Here is a 20,004-nt window from a genome sequence, read left to right on the forward strand (position 1 = left end):
GTCCCTGGTCCGCTGCCCGCGGCGCGGGCGGCCGGTGAGGTCAGCGGCCGGCGGCGTGGTGGTCGCCGGCCGGCAGTGACGTCCGCAGCTCCCGCCGGGTGCTGACGCCGAGCTTGCTGAACGTCTTGCGCAGGTGCCACTCCACCGTCCGGGGGCTGACGTACAGCGCGGCTCCGATCTCCGGGTTGGTGAGCCCCTGCGCCGCGAGCCTGGCGATGTGCGCCTCCTGGGCCGTGAGCGTCCCCGGGGCCTCCACGGTGCGCCGGCGGACGGTCTCCCCGGTGGCCAGGAGCTCGTGCCGTGCGCGGTCCGCGAACGTCTCCAGCCCCATCGCCGACAGGGCCTCGTGGGCGGCCCGCAGCTGGGTGCGGGCCTCGACGCGCCGGCCCTCCCGCCGCAGCCACTCGCCGTGGAGCAGCTGGGCGCGGGCCAGCTCGACCCGGACCCCGGTGCGGCCGAGGCGCTCGACCGCCTCCCGGTGCAGGTCGTCCGCCGCCGTCCCGGTCCGCAGCAGGGCGGCACGGCTCGCCGCCACGCCCAGCGCCCAGTCGCTGCCGCTGGCGCGCGCCAGCCCGGAGAGCTGCTCCAGCGCGGCCGCTCCGGCGGCCGTGTCCCCGCTGCGCACCCCGGCCTCCACGAGCTCGGCCAGCGCCCACTTCGGCGGACCCAGTTCCAGCGGGTCCGCCGCGGCCTCCTGTGCGGCGCGCAGCGCCTCCGCGTAGCGGCCCAGCCCGTTGCACAGGACGGCCCGGGCCCACTGGGCCATGTTCACCCCGACGCCCTCCCCGCGGGCGACGACGTCGTCCAGGCAGCGGCGCAGGACCGGCTCGGCCTGGTCGGCCCGGCCCTGGACGGCGAGCAGGCCCACCTCCCCGTAGCACACGAGACCGCTGCCGGTCACGTCGGTGGTCCACCGGCACTCCTGGACCAGTGACGTCGCTGCGGCCAGGTCGCCGGTGAACAGGTGCACGACCGTGCGGGTGTCCAGCGCCAGCGGGAGGGCGGCGAGGGCACCGGCCTGCCGGGTGAGCTGGAGGTGCCGCCGGGTCAGCACGTCCCACGCGCCGTCGTCCCACAGGGAGGCGGCCGTGGCCGCCGCCAGCCAGGCGGAGCGGAGCGCCTCGTCGAGGGTCAGGTCCTCGCCGGCGAACGCGGTCACGGCCCGGCGCAACGGGGCGACCGCGGGCGCGTACCCCTCGGTGGACAGGACGACGAGGCCCGTGAGCAGGGCGTCGCGCTTGCGCGGCGAGGACGGTCGCGGCGCCGCCCGCGCCGCTCCGGCGACCTGCCGGGCGCCCGGGCCGGCGGCCAGCCGGCCGGCGAACAGCGCAGCGGTCAGCGCGTCGAGGTAGGTGTCCCGGGCGAGGTCGGCGTCGATCGGCTCCAGCCGCCGGGCGGCGGCCAGCAGCAGGGGGAGCGCCTCGTTGCCCCGGTCCTCGGCGAAGGACAGCTGCGCGCAGAGCAGCTCCAGCCGGGCCCGGTCCGCCTCGCCGAGCGGTCCGACCCGGGCTGTGGCCAGCGCGTCGGTGGCGGCGTCGAACGCGCCTGCGGCGATGTCGGCCCCGGCGGCGTCGAGCGACCGCCGTGCCCGGGTCGCCGGGTCCGGCGTCAGTGCGGCGGACCAGCCGAGCAGGGCGGCCGCCGCGGCCAGCCCGCCGTGCGACTGGGCCCGGCCGGCCGAGTGCTGGAGCTCGGCGGCCACCGACTCGTCCGGACCGACCGCGGCGTGGGCGCGGTGCCAGGCGCGGCGGTCCGGGTCCAGGTCGGCGTCGGTGGCGTCGGCCAGCGCCCGGTGGACGGCTCGCCGGTCGTCGGGGGCGGCCGAGCGGTAGACCGTGGACCGGACGAGCGGGTGGCGGAAGCGGACCCGCTCGCGCAGCTCGACCAGCCCGGCGTTCTCTGCGGCCCCCACCGCGTCGGCGCCGAGGCCGAGCCGCTCGACGGCCCGCCACAGCAGCGGGACGTCGCCGACCGGTTCGGCGGCGGCGACGAGCAGGAGCTGCCGGGAGGGTGCCGGCAGCTCCTGCACCCGGCGCACGAACCCCCGCTCCAGGCGGTGCAGCAGCGGGGCCGGGGCGGCGGCGTCGCCGTCGCCGCCGAAGGCCAGTTCCGCCGCGGTGAGCCCGCGCGGCAGCTCGAGGAGGGCGAGCGGGTTGCCCTGGCTCTCGGCCACGATCCGGTCCCGCACCCGGGGGTCGAGGGCGCCGGTCACCGCCGTGTCCAGCAGCACCGCGGCGTCGGCGATCCGCAGCCCGGACAGCGTGCGGCTCGGCACGCCGGGGAACGGCGGTGCCGCCGCTCCGTCCCGCGCGGCCAGCACCAGCGCCACGGGGTCGGCCGCCAGTCGCCGGGCGACGAACCCCAGCGTCTGCGACGACGCCTGGTCCAGCCACTGGGCGTCGTCCACCACGCAGACCAGCGGCCGGTCACCGGCCACCTCCGACAGCAGGGTGAGCACCGCCAGCCCGACCAGGAAACGGTCCGGTGCCGGTCCCGGCTGCAGCCCGAACGCCGTGCCGAGCGCCTGCTGCTGCGGGACGGGCAGCGCGCCCAGCCGGTCCAGGAACGGGGCGCAGAGCTGGTGCACCCCCGCGAAGGCGAGCTCCATCTCCGACTCGACACCGGCCGCTCGGGTCACCCGGCACCCCGTCGCCCGGTCCACCAGGAAGTCCAGCAGGGCCGTCTTGCCGATCCCCGGCCCACCCCGCAGCACCAGGACCTGGCTGCGGCCGGCCCGGGCCGCCGCGACCAGCTCGAGCAGTGCGTCGCAGTCGCCGCGCCGGCCCACCAGGCCCAGCCACGAGCCGGGGAAGGGCATCTGCTCACCGCCTGAGGAGTCGGAGCCGCACCCGCGCGATCGCTCGACCAGCTGGTGCCCCTGCACCCCGCTGCACGCCGCCCCCAGTCCACACCCGGAGCACCCCCGCCGGGAAGGGGCCGGGAGACGGGCGCGCCCACCACGTCAGCGGGAGCGGCGGGTCGGCCGGGTCGAGGTGCTCCGCGTCGGCCGCTCGCGCTGGTCGGCGTGGTGCCCGGCGGTCAGGTCGTGCTGGCGTCCAGGTGCGTCCCCGCCCGGGTCTCGCTGCGCCGGCGGTGCCTGGCCGCGACCGTCAGGTACCCGCTGACCGCCAGGTAGTAGACCAGGTAGGCGAGTGACACGGCCACGACCAGCGGGTTCACCGACGGGTACTCGACCAGCAGCAGCGCGTACGTGCCGATCCACACGGCGGTGAGCACCAGGCTGAGGGACCGGAACGCCTGCGTGCGGGAGGGGTAGAGGTAGCGCACCGGCACGAAGACCAGCACCGAGCAGACGACCAGGATGGTCGCGACGGTGACGCGGTCGAGGTCCAGCACGATGACGTAGAAGGCGACGACGTTCCAGTAGCTGGGGAAGCCCAGGAACGTGTGGTCGTCGGTCTTGGCGTCCACCCGGCAGAACTGGTAGCTGGAGGCCAGCAGCGGCAGCGCGGCCAGCACCCACCCGGGGGCACCGTCCGGCAGCGCCCCCGTCGTCCAGAGCAGGACGACCGGGGCGAACACGTAGGTGAGGTAGTCGACGATGTCGTCGAGCCGGGCGCCGTCGAACCAGGGGATCGTCTCCTTCACCCGCGCGGTGCGGGCCAGCATCCCGTCCGTGCCGTCGACGACGAGTGCCGCCAGGCCGATCCAGAGCGCGGTGATCGCGTCCCCGTCGAACGCGGCCAGCACGATGAGCAGGGCGAGCACGGAACCGCTCGCGGTGTAGAGGTGCACGGCCATGCCGGCCAGACGCCGGCTCAAGGGGAACACCTGCGGCCAACCGCCTCTGTGGTCGGGGATCGTGGGCAGCCGGCCGCCCGGTGCGGGTGCCGTGTCCTGCACCCGAGACCTTTCCACGTCTCCCTCCCCGCGGCTCGATGGCGGGGCCGGGCGCGCCCGTCGGCACCACCCCGGCGGCTGCGAGTGGCAGCAGCGCCGTCGGCGGAGCACAGTGACCCGACTCCTTGCCTCTCGGACGTGGGCGGACCGTGGACAGATCGATCGAGCAGGACCGCGACCAGCACCTCGCGGAGTTCGGCTACAAGCAGGAGCTGGACCGCCGGATCGGCAGGTTCGCCAGCTTCGCCGCCGGGGTGAGCTACATCTCGATCCTGACCGGCACGTTCCAGCTGTTCTACTTCGGCTTCGGCGCGGGCGGCCCGGCCTACGTGTGGTCGTGGCCGCTGGTGTTCATCGGCCAGGTGACGGTGGCGCTGTGCTTCGCCGAGCTGGCCGCGCGGTACCCGATCGCCGGCTCGCTCTACAACTGGACCAAGCGGCTGGGCAGCCGGACCACGGCCTGGATGGCCGGCTGGATGATGCTCACCGCCTCGATCGTCACGCTGTCGGCGACCGTCCTCGCCTACCAGATCACGCTGCCGCAGCTGTGGTCGGGCTTCCAGGTGGTCGGGGACGGCACGGGCACCTACGACGTGGCCGTCAACGCGGTGGTGCTGGGCAGCGCGCTGATCCTCTTCACGACCGTGGTCAACGCCTACGGGGTCCGGCTCATGGCCCGGATCAACAGCACCGGGGTCTTCATCGAGCTGGTCGCCGCCGTGCTGATCATCGTCATCCTCGCCGTGCACGCCAGCCGGGGCCCGCAGGAGGTCCTCACCGACACCGCCGGCCGCGGCGAGGGGCACCAGCTCGGCTACCTCGGGGCCTTCCTGGTCGCCGCGCTGGCCTCCGGCTACGTGATGTACGGCTTCGACACCGCCAGCTCGATGGGGGAGGAGACGGTCGACGCACGGCGCACGGCGCCCCGGGCGGTCCTCCGGGCGGTGACGGCGTCCTTCCTGCTGGGCGGGCTGATCCTTTTGTTCGGCCTCATGTCGGTGGACGACCTGGAGGACCCGCAGCTGTCCTCCGCCACCGGCGGGCTGCAGTACGTGCTGCTGCAGGCGGCCGGGAACGGGCTGGGGAAGGCCTTCCTCGTGTGCATCGTCGTGGCCATCACGGTCTGCTGCCTGGCCGTGCACACCGCCACGATCCGGATGGCGTTCGCGATGGCCCGGGACAACAACCTGCCCTTCGCGGGGCGGCTGGCCCGCGTGGACCCGCGGCACAAGACGCCGGTCGTCCCCGCCGTCGTCATCGGCGTGCTGTCCATCTGCATCCTGCTGGTCAACGTCCGCCAGCCGCAGATCTTCACCACCCTCACCAGCATCGCCGTCGTGATGATCTACCTCGCCTACCTGCTGGTCACGGGCCCGATGCTGGTCAGCCGGCTGCGCGGTCGCTGGCCGCTGCCGGCCGAGCCGGACGGCGCGCGGCACTTCTCGCTGGGTCGCTGGGGGCTGCCGGTGAACGTGCTGGCCGTCCTGTGGGGCGCCGGCATGGCGCTCAACCTGGCCTGGCCCCGGCGCGAGGTCTACAACGCGACCGCGCCGTACCACTGGTACCTCCAGTGGGGTGCGTTCGTCTTCATCGGCGCGATCGCGCTGGTCGGGCTGGCGTACTACCTGCTCCGGCAGCGTCATCGCTCCGGCGTGCTGCCCGAGCACGCCGCCTGAGCACGCCGCCTGAGCACAGCCGTCACCGCGGTGGCGTGTCCGTCGGGCCAGGGACCGGGGTGCCGGCCACGGACCCGGCCGACGCGACGTCGTCGTAGAGGAGGGCCATCCGGTCGATGAACCAGGTCTTGCCGGCCGTCTCGACCGCGAGCCCGAACGCGACCATCCAGCCGTTCCGGACGACCAGACCCCGCACGATGAAGGGCACGCCCAGTGCGCTGAGGGCGGCGAGCACGTTCGGCGCGACCCGGTGCCGCCCGGGTACCGGCTCCTCGTCCCGCCGCGTCCAGTACGTCTCGCCCAGCACGCCCCGGGACGCCCAGTGGTCCAGCGAGCCCGGAGGGGGGAAGACCCGGGGGTTGACCACGGTCCACGCGCCCACCAGCCCCACCGGGACGGCCGACCACCAGCCCAGCCGGTGGCGGGACCAGAGCGCCCCGACCAGCAGGGACGGGATGGGGATGCGGGTGTAGACGCTCCACGGGTTGGCGTGGCGTTGCCAGCTGTCGTCCTCGAGCCCGAACGCCTTCGCCAGCCTGGTGTCCACGGACATGTCGACGTCCTCCCTGCAGCCGTGGGTCAGCTCGGCGACTGGAGCCAGGGCTGGCGGAGGTCGAGGAAGGTCGTCCCGCCGACGCTCAGCTTGCCCATGTCCTCCATGGCGACCTGGAGTTCCCTCGGTGGCTCCTTGCGCTCGCCCTCGCGGGCCTCGGCCTCCGAGGTGAAGTAGAGGACCTGGGTCCACGCGCCGTCCGGGTGCCCGATCATGACGCTGCCCAGCACATCGGGCCGGAAGCCGGCCATCACGTCGGCGGGGATCTGCGCCATGACCTCCTTCGCCCGGTCCAGGTCGGTCACCCGGCCCTGCATGACCTGGACGAAGCGGGCCTGGCCGGGGTCACCCTGCAGGTCGACGGTGACGTCCTCGCTGTCGCGGAAGTCGACGTCGCCGTCGAACAGGCGGCTGGTCTCCTGCCACCACCGGTCCTGCTCCGGCCGCCGGCCGTTGCGGTCGGCGGCCTCGGCGGACTCGAAGCGGGCGATCGCGATGAACGTCCCGTCGTCGGTGGTCCCGACCGTGCTGCCGAGCCAGCCGACCGCGTCCGGCGCGAGCTCCTGGACCCACCTGTCCAGGGCCGCCCGCACCCCGTCGGCGTCCGAGATCCGGCCCTGGACGACCTGAGCGAACATGGTGCCCTCCCACCGAGCATCGAGTGTCCGATCCCCGTGGGGGACCGACGCTACGACTGTCGGCGGACGCCGTCGACGGGTCCGTGCGCCCCGGGTGAGCCGGCCGGGTGCCGGACCGCCGGGAGCACCTGCGGTGGCCGCTGCAGCGGATCGCCGCCGCCGGCGATGCGCAGCAGCGCCCGCAGCGCCGGGACCGCGCCGACCGGCTCGATCGCCGACGGTGAGGCGGCGGGGTGGTGCGCCGCGATCCGCACCCGCAGCGCGGCCGGGCGGGTGCGGAAGACGACCGGGGGAGTGAGCAGGGCGGCCTCGCCGTCGATGCCCGCCGGTACCGGACGGGTCGCCTCGACCCGGAGGTCGGTGGTGACCCACTGGCGCCACGGCCGGCGACGGCGCCGCGTCCCGCTGACCGGTGGGTCGAGCACGGTCACCCCGAGGAGGCCGTGGTCGACGGCGGGCCGGGTGCCCGCACCGGCGGCACCGGCGAGCCGGTACTGGTTGTTGCTGACCATGAGGACCGCCACCCCTCGCAGCGTGCGACCTCCCGGGGTGGTCCAGCGCAGGTCCTGCGAGGCCCCCGCCGGGACCTGCGAGGCCGCCACCGTGTCCAGCAGGGTCCGCAGCTTCGCGGCGCGGTAGCCCTGCTGCTGCACCGCCTCGGCGTAGACGCCCAGCGAGACGTTGTTGACGAAGACCCGGTCGTTGACCTCGGCCAGGTCCACCCGCCGCTCCCCGCCGTCGACGAACGCGTCGAGCGCGCCGACCACGTCGTCCCGGTCCACGCCGAGGTCCAGCGCGAAGTGGTTCCGCGTGCCGGCGGGGATGCACGCGTAGGGCAGCCCGGCCTCGGCGGCGACGGCGGCCACCACGGCCTGCGAGCCGTCGCCGCCGGCCATGCCGAGGGCGTCCGCGCCGGCGTCGACGGCCGCGCGGGCCAGTGCCTCGAGGTCGGCCCCGGGACGCAGCTCCAGCACGTCGATGCCGCGATCCTGGGCGGCCGCGACGAGCCCGACCCGGCCCGCCCGGCCGTCGCCGGACCGCGGGTTCACCACGACCACCGGCCGCTGCGGTCGCGGTGCGGCGGGGAGGACGACGTCGGGCCGGAAGGCCGCCCGGGCGGCCGCGTGCCAGACCAGCGCGCCGAGGCCGAGCAGCAGCAGGCTGCGCCGGTACCCCTCGTCGCCCAGCACCAGGACCCCGCCCGCCAGGGCTGCACCGCCGACGGCGAGGCCGGCCAGGCGCGCCCAGCCCCGGCGCAGGACCCCCTCCCAGGCACCGGCCGCGACCAGGGCGGCGCACAGCAGCAGGAGCAGGCCACGCGGGAAGTCGTCGATCGCCACGGTGACGCCCAGCGCGAGCACCCACGCCGCGGCGGCGAGCGCCACGGCGGCGGTCGTGCGGCGCCAGCGCACCGGGGACCGGCGGCGCGGAGCGGACATCGACGACCTCCTCGGTGCTGGCGCTGGGCGCAGGTCGCCTCAGCCGATGCCGCACTCGTCCTGGAGACGGGCGTCGACGCGGTCGGCCGCCGCGGACAGATCGCCCTCGGCGTCCTCGAGGGCGCCGAGCGTCGAGGGGTCGGCCAGGTCGACGTCGGCGATCGTGTCGGCCATGTGCTCCAGGCCGTCGGCCATCGTCTGCCAGTCGACGGCGATCGCGGCGGGCGGCTCGATCGCGCGCAGCTCCGCCGTCAGCCGACGGAAGGCCTCCGCGATCGACGGACCCTCGTCGAGCTCGGACACCGCCACGTCGACCCGGTCGTCGATGTCGGCTGCCTGGGCGCAGAAGTCCCCGCCGCCGGAGGACGCCGTCGCGGCGGACGTGCCCGCGGAGGCGTCCGACTGCGCATCCGTCCCCCCGCAGCCGGCGAGCAGCAGGACCACCCCCGACGCCGCGACGACGCAGGCGCGGCCGGCGGGCCGGTTCCCGTGCACCGTGCCGGACATGGCAGCCCCCAGGGCGGGTGATCGGACCGCTCGAGTGTCCACCCGGCCCGGTCGTCCCGACAGGGGTTCGGCCCGGGCTGCGGGTGTTGGACAGCGCCCCGGTCGTGGGGCATGGTCGTTGCCGTAGGGGAGTACCCCTCCGCGGAGCGTCGTCAGTACGGCCTGTCATCAGGCCCGGCGCATCCGGTCCGGCACCTCGCCGGGCGGGGGAGACCTGCCGACTTCGTGTTGGAGGCCTCCGCCATGCCCATCGACCGTGCTCCCGATCCCACCACCGCTCCCGCCGTCGACCTCGCCGGGGACGACGGGTGGGTCACCCCGACCTGGGAGCAGGTCGTGCGGGACCACTCGTCGCGGGTGTACCGGCTGGCCTACCGGCTCTCGGGCAACCAGCAGGACGCCGAGGACCTCACCCAGGAGACGTTCGTTCGGGTGTTCCGGTCGCTGGCGGACTTCTCCCCGGGCACGTTCGAGGGCTGGCTGCACCGGATCACCACGAACCTGTTCCTGGACATGGTGCGGCGCCGGCAGCGGATCCGGTTCGACGCGCTGCCCGAGGACACCGAGCGGCTGCCGGGGACGGCGCCCTCACCGGAGCAGGTGTACGCCGACACGCACCTGGACCCGCAGGTGCAGGCGGCGTTGGACGCGTTGTCCCCGGAGTTCCGGGTGGCGGTGGTGCTGTGTGACATCGAGGGCCTGACGTACGAGGAGATCTCGGCGACGCTGGGGATCAAGCTGGGCACGGTGCGCAGCCGGATCCACCGCGGCCGGGTGCAGCTGCGGGAGGCCCTGGCCCACCTCGCCCCCGGCCGGTCCGGCGCGGCCGCCTGACAGCAGCAGACCGCCCCGGGGCTGACCGGCGGCTCAGGACCGCGGCCGCCGCCGGATCGTGGAGCCCAGCCAGGTCAGCGGGTCGTACCGGCGGTCGGCCACCCGCTCCTTGAGCGGGATGATGCCGTTGTCGGTGAGGTGGATGCCCTCCGGGCACACCTCGCTGCAGCACTTGGTGATGTTGCAGTAGCCCAGGCCGAACTCCTCCTGGGCGGCGTCGCGGCGGTCGGCCACGTCCAGGGGGTGCATGTCGAGCTCGGCCAGCCGGATGAGGAAGCGCGGGCCGGCGAAGTTCCGCTTGTTCTCCTCGTGGTCCCGGATGACGTGGCAGGTGTCCTGGCAGAGCCAGCACTCGATGCACTTGCGGAACTCCTGCGAGCGCTCGACGTCCACCTGCTGCATCCGGTGGCTGCCGTCCTCCTCCCGCGGCCGAGGGACCAGCGCCGGGATCTGCGCAGCCTTCTCGTAGTTGTAGGACACGTCGGTGACGAGGTCGCGGATGACCGGGAAGGTCCGCAGCGGGGTGAGGGTGACCGTCTCGTCCTCGGTGAAGGTGCTCATCCGGGTCAGGCACATCAGCCGCGGCCGGCCGTTGACCTCGGCGCTGCAGGACCCGCACTTGCCGGCCTTGCAGTTCCAGCGGACGGCGAGGTCGCCGGCCTGGGTGGCCTGCAGCCGGTGGACGATGTCGAGCACCACCTCGCCCTCGTTGACCTCCACGGTGAAGGTCTGCAGCTCTCCACCGGTCGCGTCGCCGCGCCAGACCCGGAACGTGGCGTCGTAGCTCATGCGCGTACCCCTGTCACGACTCGAAGATCTCGGCGAGGTCCCCGGGCATCTGCGGGAGCGGCTGCCGGGACACCTGCACCTCGTCGGAGCCCGGCGGGAGGGTGAGGACGAGGTTGACCCGGGCCCAGTCGTCGTCCGCGCCGGGGAAGTCGTCGCGGGTGTGGCCGCCCCGGCTCTCCTCGCGCTCCAGCGCCGCGCGGGCGATGCACTCGCTGACCACCAGCAGGTGCGGCAGGTCCAGGGCCAGGTGCCAGCCGGGGTTGTACTGCCGGTGCCCCTCGACGGAGAGGTTCGCGACCCGCTCCTTGAGGACGGCGATCCGCTCCAGCGCCTGCTCCATCTCCGCGCGGGTGCGGATGATGCCGACCAGGTCGTGCATCGTCGTCTGCAGGTCGTGCTGGACGGCGTAGGGGTTCTCCCCGCCGTCCCGGTCGAACGGCGCGAGCGCCGCGGCGGCCGCGTCGGCCAGCTCCGCGTCGGCGATCTCCGTCCGGGCGCCGGTCAGCTTTGCCGCGTGCTCGGCGGCGGCGAGCCCGGCACGCCGGCCGAACACGAGCAGGTCCGACAGCGAGTTGCCGCCGAGCCGGTTGGAGCCGTGCATGCCGCCGGCCACCTCCCCGGCCGCGAAGAGGCCGGGGAGCCGGGCCTTCTGGGTGTCGGGGTCGACCTCGACGCCGCCCATCACGTAGTGGCAGGTGGGCCCGATCTCCATGGCCTCGCGGGTGATGTCGACGTCGGCCAGCTCCTTGAACTGGTGGTACATCGAGGGCAGCCGCTTCCGGATGTACTCCGCCGGCCGGCGCGAGGCGATGTCGAGCCACACCCCGCCGTGGTCGGTCCCGCGGCCGGCCTTGACCTCGCTGTTGATCGCCCGCGCGACCTCGTCGCGGGGGAGGAGCTCGGGAGGGCGCCGGTTGTTCTTCTTGTCCTCGTACCAGCGGTCGGCCTCCTCCTCGCTCTCCGCGGTCTCCTTGCGGAAGAAGTCGGGGATGTAGTCGAACATGAACCGGTTGCCGGCGGAGTTCTTCAGGATCCCGCCGTCGCCGCGGACGCTCTCGGTGACCAGCAGCCCGCGCACCGATGGCGGCCACACCATGCCGGTCGGGTGGAACTGGACGAACTCCATGTTGACCAGCGAGGCGCCGGCCTGCAGCGCCAGGGAGTGCCCGTCGCCGGTGTACTCCCAGGAGTTGGAGGTGACCTTGTAGGCCTTGCCGATCCCGCCGGTGGCCAGCACCACCGAGGGCGCCTGCCAGGCGACGAACCGGCCGGACTCCCGCCAGTAGCCGAAGGCGCCGGTGACGCCGTCCCCACCGTGGAGCAGCCGGGTCACCGTGCACTCCATGTACACGTCGATGCCGAGGGCGACGGTGCGCTGCTGCAGGGTGCGGATCAGCTCGAGCCCGGTGCGGTCGCCGACGTGGGCGAGACGGGCGTAGCGGTGCCCGCCGAAGTCCCGCTGGCTGATCAGGCCGTCCGGCGTCCGGTCGAACAGCGCTCCCCAGTCCTCCAGCTCCAGCACCCGGTCGGGCGCCTCCTGGGCGTGCAGCTGCGCCATCCGCCAGTGGTTGAGCATCTTCCCGCCGCGCATGGTGTCCCGGAAGTGCACGCGCCAGTTGTCGTCGGGCCAGGTGTTGCCCATGGCCGCGGCGATGCCGCCCTCGGCCATGACGGTGTGCGCCTTGCCGAGCAACGACTTGCAGACCACGGCGGTGCGCGCGCCGCTCTGCTGGGCCTCGATGGCCGCCCGCAGGCCGGCGCCGCCGGCCCCGACGACGACGACGTCGTACTCGTGCCTCTCGAGCTCCATCAGAAGAACCTCAGGTCCGAGATCGTGTCGGTGGCGAGCAGGAGGACGTAGAAGTCGGCGAAGGCGACGGTGAACAGCGACGCCCAGGCGAACTGCATGTGCCGCGCGTTGAGCTTCGACACCAGGGTCCAGGCCCGGTAGCGCAGCGGGTGCCGGGAGAAGGAGTTGATCCGGCCCCCGACGATGTGCCGGCACGAGTGGCAGGACAGCGAGTACAGCGCCAGCAGGACGGCGTTGACCAGCAGGACCACCGTCCCCAGGCCCATGTGACCCCAGGCGCCGGTCTCGTCCCGGAACGCCAGGACGGCGTCGTAGAAGAGGATCACGTTGATGACCAGCGCCGCGTAGAGCGCGTACCGGTGGATGTTCTGGCCCAGCAGCGGCAGCCGGGTCTCCCCGGTGTAGCGGCGGTGCGGCTCGGCGACCGCGCAGGCCGGCGGTGACAGCCAGAACGACCGGTAGTAGGCCTTCCGGTAGTAGTAGCAGGTCAGCCGGATGCCGAGCGGGAAGACCAGGATGTAGAGGGCGGGGGAGATCCAGGTCGGGCCGGTGAACAGCTCCGGGAAGGTGTCGCCCTCGCACCGCGTGGTGAGGCACGGCGAGTAGAAGGGGGAGATGTAGGGCTCGGCGAAGTAGTGCGCGTCCTGGAAGGCGCGGAACGTCGCGTAGACGATGAACAGCAGCAGGGCGACGGCGGTCACCAGCGGCTGCAGCCACCACCGGTCGGTGCGCAGGGTGCGTGCCGCGATGGTCGCCCGGCGGGGAGCGGCCATCCCGTTCCCGGCTCCCGGGGAGACCGCCCCGGTGCCGCGTGGGGCGGTGGTGGTCACCGCACCGTGCGGCCGGCCCCGCCCCAGCCCTCGTCGTCCCCGTCGCCGTAGACGCCCGCGAAGGGCTCGCGTGCCGCGTAGGGCTGGGCGCCGCACAGCAGGGTCAGGTCCTCGCGCACCCGGGTGACGTCGCCCCGCAGCCGCCGGGCGTCCACGGTGTCGCCGAAGTGCCTGCTGACCGGTGCACATGCCTGCTCGAAGGCGTCGAGCGCCTGCCGAGCCGCCGCCACGTCCTGCTCCAGGGACATCGCTGCCTCCACGTCACTGCTGACGCCGCCGAGATGGTGGGAGGCAGTCGACCACGGACGCCGGGTCGGGGAAAGAGGCTCCGGCGCGGCAGTTGCGGCCCGCGAGGTGCCTGCAGCCGGACGCCGGGGTCGGCGTGCTGGAACCAGGCGTCCTCCACCTCGGTCCGGTCCAGGGGGTTGCCCGGGTCCACCGGGTACGACCTCGGGGCGCTGTCCACCGGAGCCGCGGCGAGCGCCTGCCCGGCCAGCGCTCACAGGCGGTCCCGGAGAAGCCCGCTGTCGGCGATCGCCTCCTCATCCGCCGCGCTCCCTGGAGGACCCCGAAGGGCTCGCGGAGGTGGTCCGACCGGGCGGCCAGGGCCCGTCCCACCACCAGGCGCGCGACGATCGCGGCGAGCATGACGCCGGTGGGGGTGTTCCAACGCGGAGAACACCGAGGCCCGCTCCCCGGCGTCGTCCTGCGGCTACGCCGGCGACCGGCTGCTGGGCACCCGGGCGGTGGGCGCCACGGGGAGCACCTCGACGGCCGGCGACCCGGTGGGGAGCAGGGCGGCGGCGAGCGCCGCAGCCAGCGTCGCGCGGAGCGCCTCGTCACGCCGCGGCCGGGGGAGCTCCCGCAGCGCCAGGATCGACAGCTCCATCCGCCGGCGCCCGGCTCCGTACCGGTGCAGGGTGTCCAGCCGACGGGCCAGGCCGGCCAGCCGCCCGGTGTTGGTGACCAGGTCGTACCTCCGCTCGGCCCCGCGCAGGAGCCGGCGCAGCCGGGCCGGGTCACCGGCCGCCGCGGAGGCGGCACGCACGGTGGCGCGGATGACGGCGGCGGTCCGGCGGGCGTCCGGGGTGGCCCCCGTCTCCGCCAGCAGCGGCGCGAAACGGGCCAGCAGCGGGCGGCCGGCGTCGGTGGAGGCGTCGTTCACCAGCCGCGCGACGGTGGCGACCGTGGGGTCGGTGCAGGACGGGTGGTCGTTGAACGTCGTCCCGGCGAGGACGGAGACGTACTCCATCAGGCAGGCGCCGTCCTCCGGCGACAGATGGGCACCCGCCCGGAGCTGCGGGAGACCCTCGGGTGCGGAGCGGGCATCGGACGGCTGCATGGCGGGACCACCCCTCGGTCGGTGGACGACGGTGTCCGGTCCGGCGCCGCAGCCCTCGCTGCGACGTCGCGACCGGGCCCCCTGACTGTCACCTGTCCCGACCGCTGCCGCCTCCCCGAGCAGGATGAGCCGTGTCCGGGACCGGCTCGAGGCCGTCACGGCCGGGGGCGTTGCGGGGTCGTCCCCGCGAGGTGGTGCCCGTCCCTCCGGTGGCTCCTACGGTCGCGTCGCGGCGGGGAACACCCAGGACGGTCACCCCGCACCTCCTGCTGGTCGCGGCCTTCCTGGTCCTGGAGGTCAACGTGGTGACGTCCGCGCTGGTCCTCTGGGAGCTGGACGGCGGCGGCCCGGCCGGGCGCATCGTCGACCCGGCGCCGTTCCCGGACTCGAGTTCCCGCAGACGGGCACCGAGGGCCTGGTCGAACCGGGTCCACCACCACCGTCGGCTGCCGGGGGTGCGGGCCGACGCGACGTAGGAGACGGGTTCGGAGTCGCCCGATCCCGGCGCCGGAGGCCGTTGTCCACGGGGGTCATGGGGGCGATGCTGGTTCATGGCGTCGAACCCGTCGTACGAACAGTCGAAGCAGGTCGCCGAAGCGAGCCGTGAGACCGACTGGACCAAGCCGTCGTTCGGCAAGGAGCTCTTCCTCGGCAACTTCCGCCTCGACCTGATCCACCCCCAGCCCGAGCTGGATCCGGCGGCGGTGGAGAAGGGGGAGGCGTTCCTCGACCGCCTCCGCACCTTCCTCACCGAGCGCGTGGACCCACGGCAGATCGAGCGCGAGGCGAAGATCCCCCAGGACGTCGTCCAGGGGCTCAAGGACCTGGGTGCGCTGGGCATGAAGATCCCGGTCGAGCACGGCGGGCTCGGACTCAGCCAGGTCTACTACAACAAGGCGCTGGCCATGGCCGGCACCTGGCACTCGGCGATCTCAGTGCTGCTGTCCGCGCACCAGTCGATCGGCTTGCCGGAACCGTTGCGCCTCTTCGGCTCCGAGGCGCAGAAGCGCGAGTGGCTGCCCAAGCTCGCCACGGACTCCATCTCGGCGTTCCTGCTCACCGAGCCGGACGTCGGCTCCGACCCGGCGCGGATGAGCACGACTGCGGTGCCGACCGAGGACGGCACCGGTTACCGGATCAACGGCAGGAAGCTGTGGGCGACCAACGGCGTGGTCGCCGACGTGGTCGTGGTCATGGCCGTCGTCCCGAGGTCCGAGGGCCACAAGGGCGGCATCACCGCCTTCCTCTGCCCGTACGACCGCCCGGGCATCACGGTCGAGCACCGCAACCAGTTCATGGGGCTCAAGGGCATCGAGAACTCGGTGACGCGGTTCGACGACGTGTTCGTGCCCAACGAGGACGTCATCGGCGGTGAGGGGAAGGGGCTGCGGATCGCCCTCACCACGCTGAACACCGGCCGCCTGTCGCTGCCGGCGATCTGCCTGGCGATGGCCAAGTACTCGCTCAAGATCGCGCGCGAGTGGTCGACCGAGCGCCAGCAGTGGGGCCAGCCGATCGGCCGGCACGACCCCATCGCGCAGAAGCTCGCCTGGCTGGCGGGCACGGCGTTCGGGCTCGAGGCGATGCTCGACGTGTCCAGCCGGCTGGCCGACGACAAGCGCAACGACATCCGCATCGAGGCCGCGCTCGCCAAGCTCTACGGCTCGGAACTCGGCTGGACCGCCGTCGACGAGATGGTCCAGGTCCGCGGCGGCCGCGGATTCGAGACCGCAGAGTCGCTCGCCCAGCGCGGGGAGAAGCCCGTGCCTGCCGAGCAGATGCTGCGCGACATGCGCATCAACCGCATCTTCGAGGGCTCGACGGAGATCATGCACCTGCTGATCGCCCGTGAAGCCGTCGACCAGCACCTGCAGGTCGCGGGGGACGTGCTGCTCGCCGGCACCGGCCTGGCCGGCAAGGCGAAGGCCGCCGCGAAGGCGGGGGCGTTCTACGCGCGGTGGTTCCCGACGCTGACGACAGGCGCCGGTCAACGTCCCGGCTCCTTCGCGGAGTTCGGCGACCTGGCCAGGCACCTGCGCTACGCCGAGCGCCACTCGCGCAAGCTCGCGCGCTCCACCTTCTACGCGATGGGCCGCTACCAGGCACGCCTCGAGCGGGAGGGCCGGCTGCTCGGCCGGATCGTCGACATCGGCGCAGAGCTCTACGGGATCGCGTGCGCGTGCGTCTACGCGCAGACCGTCGCCCGGGAAGACCCGGATCGCAGGCAGTCGGTGGTCGAACTGGCCGACCTGTTCTGCGGCCAGGCCCGCCGTCGCGCCGACCGGCTGTTCGCCGAGCTGTGGGCCAACGACGACGACGCCCAGTACCGGATCGCACAGGACGTGCTCGCCAGCCGCTACGACTGGTTCGAGCAGGACGTGCTCGACCCCGCGGGGAACGGCCCGATGATGCCGGCGCCCGCACCGCCGGCCGGCCCGCAGGTCGGGGACCCGGTGGCCGCGGCCGCGCCCAGGGAGGAGGCCACGGTCGCGCAGTAGGGGTCAGCCGGGGGCGTCCGCGGGACCGTGCGGGCCCCGCTCGTCGTCCTCGGGCCGCGCTGCCGGAGGCCGCGGGTCCGTGCGCTCCAGTCGCTGACGGATCGCCGCGACGTTGAGCGCCAGGTCCTCGAGGGCCTCGACGGCGCGCGTGCCGAGCGCGAACGTGAGGTTCTCGCGCTGCTGCTCGGCGCTGGGCTCGCGGTCGCCCTGCGACATCGCGGAGCGCTGGTGTGGACGACGCGTCGCCTCCGCCCACGGTTCGTCACCGCTGCCCGGACTGCTGAACAGCTCGCGCAGCATCCGCTGGGCCGCCTCGAGGAACTCGCCCGGGTCAGGTCGGTTGCTCGCCATCCGTTCGCCTCCTCGTCCACGTCGAGCATGGCACTGGCACGAGCGTCGGGCGACCGATGGGACCGCGCCGCGAAACGGTCACCTGGCCGGCGACGGGTGCCGAGCACCGCGAGCGCGTGCAGCGCCTCCGAGGGCGTCCGTGACGGCGGCGGCCAACCGGATCGGGGACCGGTCGGCATCGGTCGTCAGTGACGCTGCTCGCCCCGGTGCCGGCCGACGAGGCGGCGAGACCATCCGGCGGGCGCGCTCGGGCTACGCTCAGTTCGGCTTCGTCGGCGACCCACGCAGCTCCCCGGGCGGAGACGCGGGTGGTTCCTCCCCGAGATCCCCCACCGGCGGAGCCTGGGGACCGGCTGCATCCTGCGCCACGCGGCGGGTGTCCGCAGCGTGGTCGTCCTCGCCCCCCGTCTGCGGCGAGCGGGTCGCCGTCGCCAGGTCGACCCGGGCCGCCACCAGCTCGGCCCGGACCGCCGCCGCCTCGGCCACTGCCCGGTCGCGGGCCTCCTCCGCCCGCAGGCGGTCGCGCCGGCTCTCCTCGGCCTGGCGCTCGGCACGCTCCGCGCGGGCCTCCTGCACCCGGGCCCGTTCCGTGGCGTCCTCGGCTCGGGCGTTCGCCGCCTGCACCCGGCCCGCCGCGGCCGTGGTCTCCAGCCGGACCGCCGCCTCGGCCTGCTCGGCACGGCCGACCGCCCGCGCCGCGTCGGCCCGGGTGCTCTCGGCCTCTGCGCGGGCCGCGCGTTCGGCTTCCAGCGCCCGGTCCCGCGCCGCCTCGGCAGCCGTCGCCCGGTCCTGCGCCGAGCGGGCGTCGGCGAGCGCGTGGTCCCGTGCCTCCTCCGCCCGGGCTGTCTCGCTGCGGGCGGACCCGGCGTCGCGCACCGCCGCGGCCCGGCGTCGCTCGGCCTCCTGCCGCGCCTCCTCGGCCTGACGCGCGGCGGCTCCGGCAGCGTCGGCGGTGGCGCGCGCCTGCCGCGCCTCTTCCTCGGCGGCCTCAGCGGCCTCCCGCGCGCCGGCGGCCTGCTCCTGGGCGGCGGCCGCCTCCTCCCGGGCGCCGGCCGCGTCGGCGTCGGCCCGCGCCGCCGCCTCGAGCGCCTCACGCGTCGCGGTCTCGGCCACCGCCCGGATCCGGTCGGCGAGGGAGGCCCGCTGCTCGGCCTCGGCGATCTCACGGCGCGCGTCGGTGCGGATCGCCGCCCGCTCGACCTCCAGCAGCTCCGCGTCGGCGGCCCGGGTGAGCACCTCCCGGGCGCGGCCCACCTGCTCCTCGATCGCCGTCAGGGTCTGCCGGAACCGGTCGGCGGCCTCGGTCAGGGTCTCCGCGGTGGGTCCTCCCGGCCGCGGCGCAGCGGGCCGCTCCGACGCGGCGGAGGAGCGGACGGCGGCCTCCGCCCGGCGGGCGGCGAAGGCGGTCGTGCGGTTGTGGTCCGGGCGCGGGCAGTACGAGGACCGCCCTCCGGTGGGGGGCGGCGGAGCCACCGGCCGGTCACAGCTCGGATAGGCGCACGTCGCCGTGCCAGCGGTCATGAGGTCCAGTCTGCGCTCGTTCGTGCGTTCAATCCGATCGACACGACGAACGAACGAACGTGGAACCCTGGGAGGGCGGACGGCATGAGCGGGCTGCGCACTCCATAATCAACTGTTATGGAGTCCTCCCGACCGCTCGTCCCGACGTCCGGTGCAGCCGCCGCCGAGGTGTCAGCGGGGGCCGCGGGCGGCGACGGGGGACTGGTGCTGCCCGGGGACGTCGAGTCGGTGGGGCGGTACCTCACCGCGGCCAAGGCCGAGTCGACGCGGAAGGCCTACGACGCGGACTTCCGTGCGTGGTCGACGTGGGCCCGGCAGCGCGGGTTCAGCCCGCTGCCGGCGGCCGACGCCGCGGTCGCGGCCTACCTCGCCGCGCTCAGCGACGCCGGCGCCAGCCCGCGCACCGTCGCCCGGCGGCTGTCCGGCATCGGGCACGCGCACCGGGAGGCCGGGCACCCCAGTCCCACCGAGCACCCCGGCACCCGGGAGGTCCTCCGCGGCATCCGCCGCACGGCCGCGCGCGGTGGCCGTCGTCCGAAGAAGGCCCGGGCGGTCGACACCCAGACGATCCGGGCGCTCGTCGAGGACCTCCCGGACGGGGTGGCCGGGACGCGCGACCGGGCCCTGATCCTGACCTCCTTCGCGCTGGGGCTGCGGGCCTCGGACGCCTGCGGGCTGGACGTGGCCGACCTGGCCCCGGCCGGGCACGGTGGCCTCGACGTCACCGTCCGCTGGTCGAAGACCGACCAGGAGGGCGCCGGGGAGGTGCTGGCGCTGGCGCCCGGCACGCGGGCGCAGACCTGCCCGGTGCGGGCGCTGCAGGCGTGGGTGGACGCGGCGGGTCTGGCGGCGATGCCCGGGCCGCTGTTCCGCAGCGTCGGGCGGGGAGCGCAGCCCCGGATCGGCCGGACGCGGATGGCCAGGTCGTCGGTCCGGCTGGTCCTGCGCCGGGCCGCCGCGAACGCCGGCGTCCCGCTGGACGGGCTCAGCCCGCACAGCCTGCGGCGGGCGTTCGCGACCGAGGGCTACAAGGCCGGGGTCAGCGAGCGCGAGCTGGCCCGGACGGGCCGGTGGGCGTCGGTGACCACCCTGCGGGGGTACGACGCCAGCAGCCGCTGGGCGGCTCCGGCGTCCGCCCGGCTCGGCCTCTGAGCGGCGCCGGGTCGAGCCGGGGCGGGTGTGCGGCGCACCAGGTCGCGAGCCGTGGCAGGGAGCCTTTACAGCCGCCTGGTGCGAGCGGAGCATCGACCGCCCGGTGCGGTCCGGTGACCGGCTGGGTGCCTCCGGCCCGAGGGGCGGGCCAGGCGAGCGCCACCGGAGGTCGTGATGCGGAAGCCCTCGCACTCCCTCGTGCC

Annotated in this window: 18 protein-coding genes; 5 read left to right on the forward strand and 13 right to left on the reverse strand. The window is 74.7% G+C overall.

Annotated features, from left to right (window positions below; all coding sequences use genetic code 11):
- Window positions 1–40: 40 nt before the first annotated feature.
- Together FHL80_RS26635 and FHL80_RS02125 are read right to left on the reverse strand one after the other, a co-directional pair.
- Entirely contained in the window at window positions 41–2,818 is a 2,778-nt protein-coding gene (locus tag FHL80_RS26635) for a helix-turn-helix transcriptional regulator (protein WP_138731824.1), read from the reverse strand.
- Between the two features lie 221 nt (window positions 2,819–3,039).
- On the reverse strand, window positions 3,040–3,792 hold the full coding sequence (locus FHL80_RS02125) for a CDP-alcohol phosphatidyltransferase family protein (protein WP_246078398.1): 753 nt from the start codon (window positions 3,790–3,792) through the stop codon (window positions 3,040–3,042).
- Window positions 3,793–4,010: 218 nt separating this feature from the next.
- Between FHL80_RS02125 and FHL80_RS02130 the strand changes: the two genes are divergently transcribed.
- Complete coding sequence (locus FHL80_RS02130; protein WP_138731826.1) at window positions 4,011–5,537, forward strand: APC family permease; 1,527 nt, start codon at window positions 4,011–4,013, stop codon at window positions 5,535–5,537.
- A 22-nt stretch (window positions 5,538–5,559) separates the two neighbouring features.
- On the opposite strand, the gene FHL80_RS02135 is transcribed toward FHL80_RS02130, so the two are convergent.
- Genes FHL80_RS02135 through FHL80_RS02150 form a run of 4 tightly spaced genes read right to left on the reverse strand, consistent with a single transcriptional unit; the run spans window position 5,560 to window position 8,674 of the window.
- Window positions 5,560–6,090: a DUF6653 family protein gene (locus FHL80_RS02135; protein WP_138731827.1), complete on the reverse strand. Its 531-nt coding sequence runs from the start codon at window positions 6,088–6,090 to the stop codon at window positions 5,560–5,562.
- Window positions 6,091–6,116: 26 nt separating this feature from the next.
- Window positions 6,117–6,728, reverse strand: a complete 612-nt coding sequence (locus FHL80_RS02140; RefSeq protein ID WP_138731828.1) for a hypothetical protein — start codon at window positions 6,726–6,728, stop codon at window positions 6,117–6,119.
- Window positions 6,729–6,778: 50 nt separating this feature from the next.
- The gene (locus tag FHL80_RS02145; protein ID WP_246078399.1) at window positions 6,779–8,167 is read right to left on the reverse strand and encodes a diacylglycerol/lipid kinase family protein; all 1,389 of its coding nucleotides are present in this window, start codon (window positions 8,165–8,167) and stop codon (window positions 6,779–6,781) included.
- Window positions 8,168–8,206: 39 nt separating this feature from the next.
- Window positions 8,207–8,674 (reverse strand): hypothetical protein, encoded by a 468-nt coding sequence (locus FHL80_RS02150; protein ID WP_138731829.1) that lies wholly within the window; start codon window positions 8,672–8,674, stop codon window positions 8,207–8,209.
- Window positions 8,675–8,917: 243 nt separating this feature from the next.
- Here FHL80_RS02150 and sigE point away from each other — a divergent pair, with 243 nt between their 5' ends.
- Window positions 8,918–9,508 (forward strand): RNA polymerase sigma factor SigE, encoded by a 591-nt coding sequence (gene sigE, locus FHL80_RS02155; RefSeq protein WP_138731830.1) that lies wholly within the window; start codon window positions 8,918–8,920, stop codon window positions 9,506–9,508.
- Between the two features lie 33 nt (window positions 9,509–9,541).
- Here sigE and FHL80_RS02160 read toward each other — a convergent pair whose 3' ends face one another.
- The 5 genes from FHL80_RS02160 to FHL80_RS02180 all read right to left on the reverse strand — a co-directional run bounded on the left by FHL80_RS02160 (window position 9,542) and on the right by FHL80_RS02180 (window position 14,279).
- Window positions 9,542–10,297, reverse strand: a complete 756-nt coding sequence (locus tag FHL80_RS02160) for a succinate dehydrogenase/fumarate reductase iron-sulfur subunit (RefSeq protein WP_138731831.1) — start codon at window positions 10,295–10,297, stop codon at window positions 9,542–9,544.
- A 13-nt stretch (window positions 10,298–10,310) separates the two neighbouring features.
- The gene (locus FHL80_RS02165; protein ID WP_216870350.1) at window positions 10,311–12,107 is read right to left on the reverse strand and encodes a fumarate reductase/succinate dehydrogenase flavoprotein subunit; all 1,797 of its coding nucleotides are present in this window, start codon (window positions 12,105–12,107) and stop codon (window positions 10,311–10,313) included.
- On the reverse strand, window positions 12,107–12,937 hold the full coding sequence (gene sdhC, locus FHL80_RS02170) for a succinate dehydrogenase subunit SdhC (protein ID WP_138731832.1): 831 nt from the start codon (window positions 12,935–12,937) through the stop codon (window positions 12,107–12,109). Before sdhC ends, FHL80_RS02165 begins: the two co-directional genes overlap by 1 nt.
- On the reverse strand, window positions 12,934–13,185 hold the full coding sequence (locus tag FHL80_RS02175) for an Rv0250c family protein (RefSeq protein WP_138731833.1): 252 nt from the start codon (window positions 13,183–13,185) through the stop codon (window positions 12,934–12,936). Before FHL80_RS02175 ends, sdhC begins: the two co-directional genes overlap by 4 nt.
- Before the next feature lie 464 nt (window positions 13,186–13,649).
- A complete protein-coding gene (locus tag FHL80_RS02180) occupies window positions 13,650–14,279 on the reverse strand; it encodes a hypothetical protein (protein WP_138731834.1) in 630 nt (209 codons plus the stop codon).
- A 209-nt stretch (window positions 14,280–14,488) separates the two neighbouring features.
- Between FHL80_RS02180 and FHL80_RS02185 the strand changes: the two genes are divergently transcribed.
- Together FHL80_RS02185 and FHL80_RS02190 are read left to right on the forward strand one after the other, a co-directional pair.
- Window positions 14,489–14,755, forward strand: coding sequence for a hypothetical protein (locus FHL80_RS02185; protein ID WP_138731835.1), 267 nt, complete (start codon window positions 14,489–14,491; stop codon window positions 14,753–14,755).
- A gap of 75 nt (window positions 14,756–14,830) precedes the next feature.
- Window positions 14,831–16,777 (forward strand): acyl-CoA dehydrogenase family protein, encoded by a 1,947-nt coding sequence (locus tag FHL80_RS02190; RefSeq protein ID WP_138731836.1) that lies wholly within the window; start codon window positions 14,831–14,833, stop codon window positions 16,775–16,777.
- A gap of 3 nt (window positions 16,778–16,780) precedes the next feature.
- On the opposite strand, the gene FHL80_RS02195 is transcribed toward FHL80_RS02190, so the two are convergent.
- Both FHL80_RS02195 and FHL80_RS25165 read right to left on the reverse strand, forming a co-directional pair.
- Complete coding sequence (locus FHL80_RS02195; protein WP_138731837.1) at window positions 16,781–17,128, reverse strand: hypothetical protein; 348 nt, start codon at window positions 17,126–17,128, stop codon at window positions 16,781–16,783.
- 258 nt (window positions 17,129–17,386) lie between these two features.
- Window positions 17,387–18,649 (reverse strand): coiled-coil domain-containing protein, encoded by a 1,263-nt coding sequence (locus FHL80_RS25165; RefSeq protein ID WP_216870351.1) that lies wholly within the window; start codon window positions 18,647–18,649, stop codon window positions 17,387–17,389.
- 117 nt (window positions 18,650–18,766) lie between these two features.
- Here FHL80_RS25165 and FHL80_RS02205 point away from each other — a divergent pair, with 117 nt between their 5' ends.
- On the forward strand, window positions 18,767–19,801 hold the full coding sequence (locus FHL80_RS02205) for a site-specific integrase (RefSeq protein WP_246078400.1): 1,035 nt from the start codon (window positions 18,767–18,769) through the stop codon (window positions 19,799–19,801).
- Window positions 19,802–20,004 lie beyond the last annotated feature (203 nt).

This window comes from Modestobacter excelsi (assembly GCF_005930495.1).
GTDB classification, from domain to species: domain Bacteria; phylum Actinomycetota; class Actinomycetes; order Mycobacteriales; family Geodermatophilaceae; genus Modestobacter; species Modestobacter excelsi.

Excerpts from the sequence above, each read along its gene's own strand:
- FHL80_RS02205 (WP_246078400.1), top strand. The coding sequence starts at position 18,767 with ATGGAGTCCTCCCGACCGCTCGTCCCGACGTCCGGTGCAGCCGCCGCC.
- FHL80_RS02135 (WP_138731827.1), bottom strand. The coding sequence starts at position 6,090 with ATGTCCGTGGACACCAGGCTGGCGAAGGCGTTCGGGCTCGAGGACGAC.
- sigE (WP_138731830.1), top strand. The coding sequence starts at position 8,918 with ATGCCCATCGACCGTGCTCCCGATCCCACCACCGCTCCCGCCGTCGAC.
- FHL80_RS02195 (WP_138731837.1), bottom strand. The coding sequence starts at position 17,128 with ATGGCGAGCAACCGACCTGACCCGGGCGAGTTCCTCGAGGCGGCCCAG.
- FHL80_RS02150 (WP_138731829.1), bottom strand. The coding sequence starts at position 8,674 with ATGTCCGGCACGGTGCACGGGAACCGGCCCGCCGGCCGCGCCTGCGTC.
- FHL80_RS02175 (WP_138731833.1), bottom strand. The coding sequence starts at position 13,185 with ATGTCCCTGGAGCAGGACGTGGCGGCGGCTCGGCAGGCGCTCGACGCC.
- FHL80_RS02140 (WP_138731828.1), bottom strand. The coding sequence starts at position 6,728 with ATGTTCGCTCAGGTCGTCCAGGGCCGGATCTCGGACGCCGACGGGGTG.
- FHL80_RS02165 (WP_216870350.1), bottom strand. The coding sequence starts at position 12,107 with ATGGAGCTCGAGAGGCACGAGTACGACGTCGTCGTCGTCGGGGCCGGC.
- FHL80_RS02190 (WP_138731836.1), top strand. The coding sequence starts at position 14,831 with ATGGCGTCGAACCCGTCGTACGAACAGTCGAAGCAGGTCGCCGAAGCG.
- FHL80_RS02145 (WP_246078399.1), bottom strand. The coding sequence starts at position 8,167 with ATGTCCGCTCCGCGCCGCCGGTCCCCGGTGCGCTGGCGCCGCACGACC.
- FHL80_RS26635 (WP_138731824.1), bottom strand. The coding sequence starts at position 2,818 with ATGCCCTTCCCCGGCTCGTGGCTGGGCCTGGTGGGCCGGCGCGGCGAC.
- FHL80_RS02180 (WP_138731834.1), bottom strand. The coding sequence starts at position 14,279 with ATGCAGCCGTCCGATGCCCGCTCCGCACCCGAGGGTCTCCCGCAGCTC.
- FHL80_RS25165 (WP_216870351.1), bottom strand. The coding sequence starts at position 18,649 with ATGACCGCTGGCACGGCGACGTGCGCCTATCCGAGCTGTGACCGGCCG.
- FHL80_RS02160 (WP_138731831.1), bottom strand. The coding sequence starts at position 10,297 with ATGAGCTACGACGCCACGTTCCGGGTCTGGCGCGGCGACGCGACCGGT.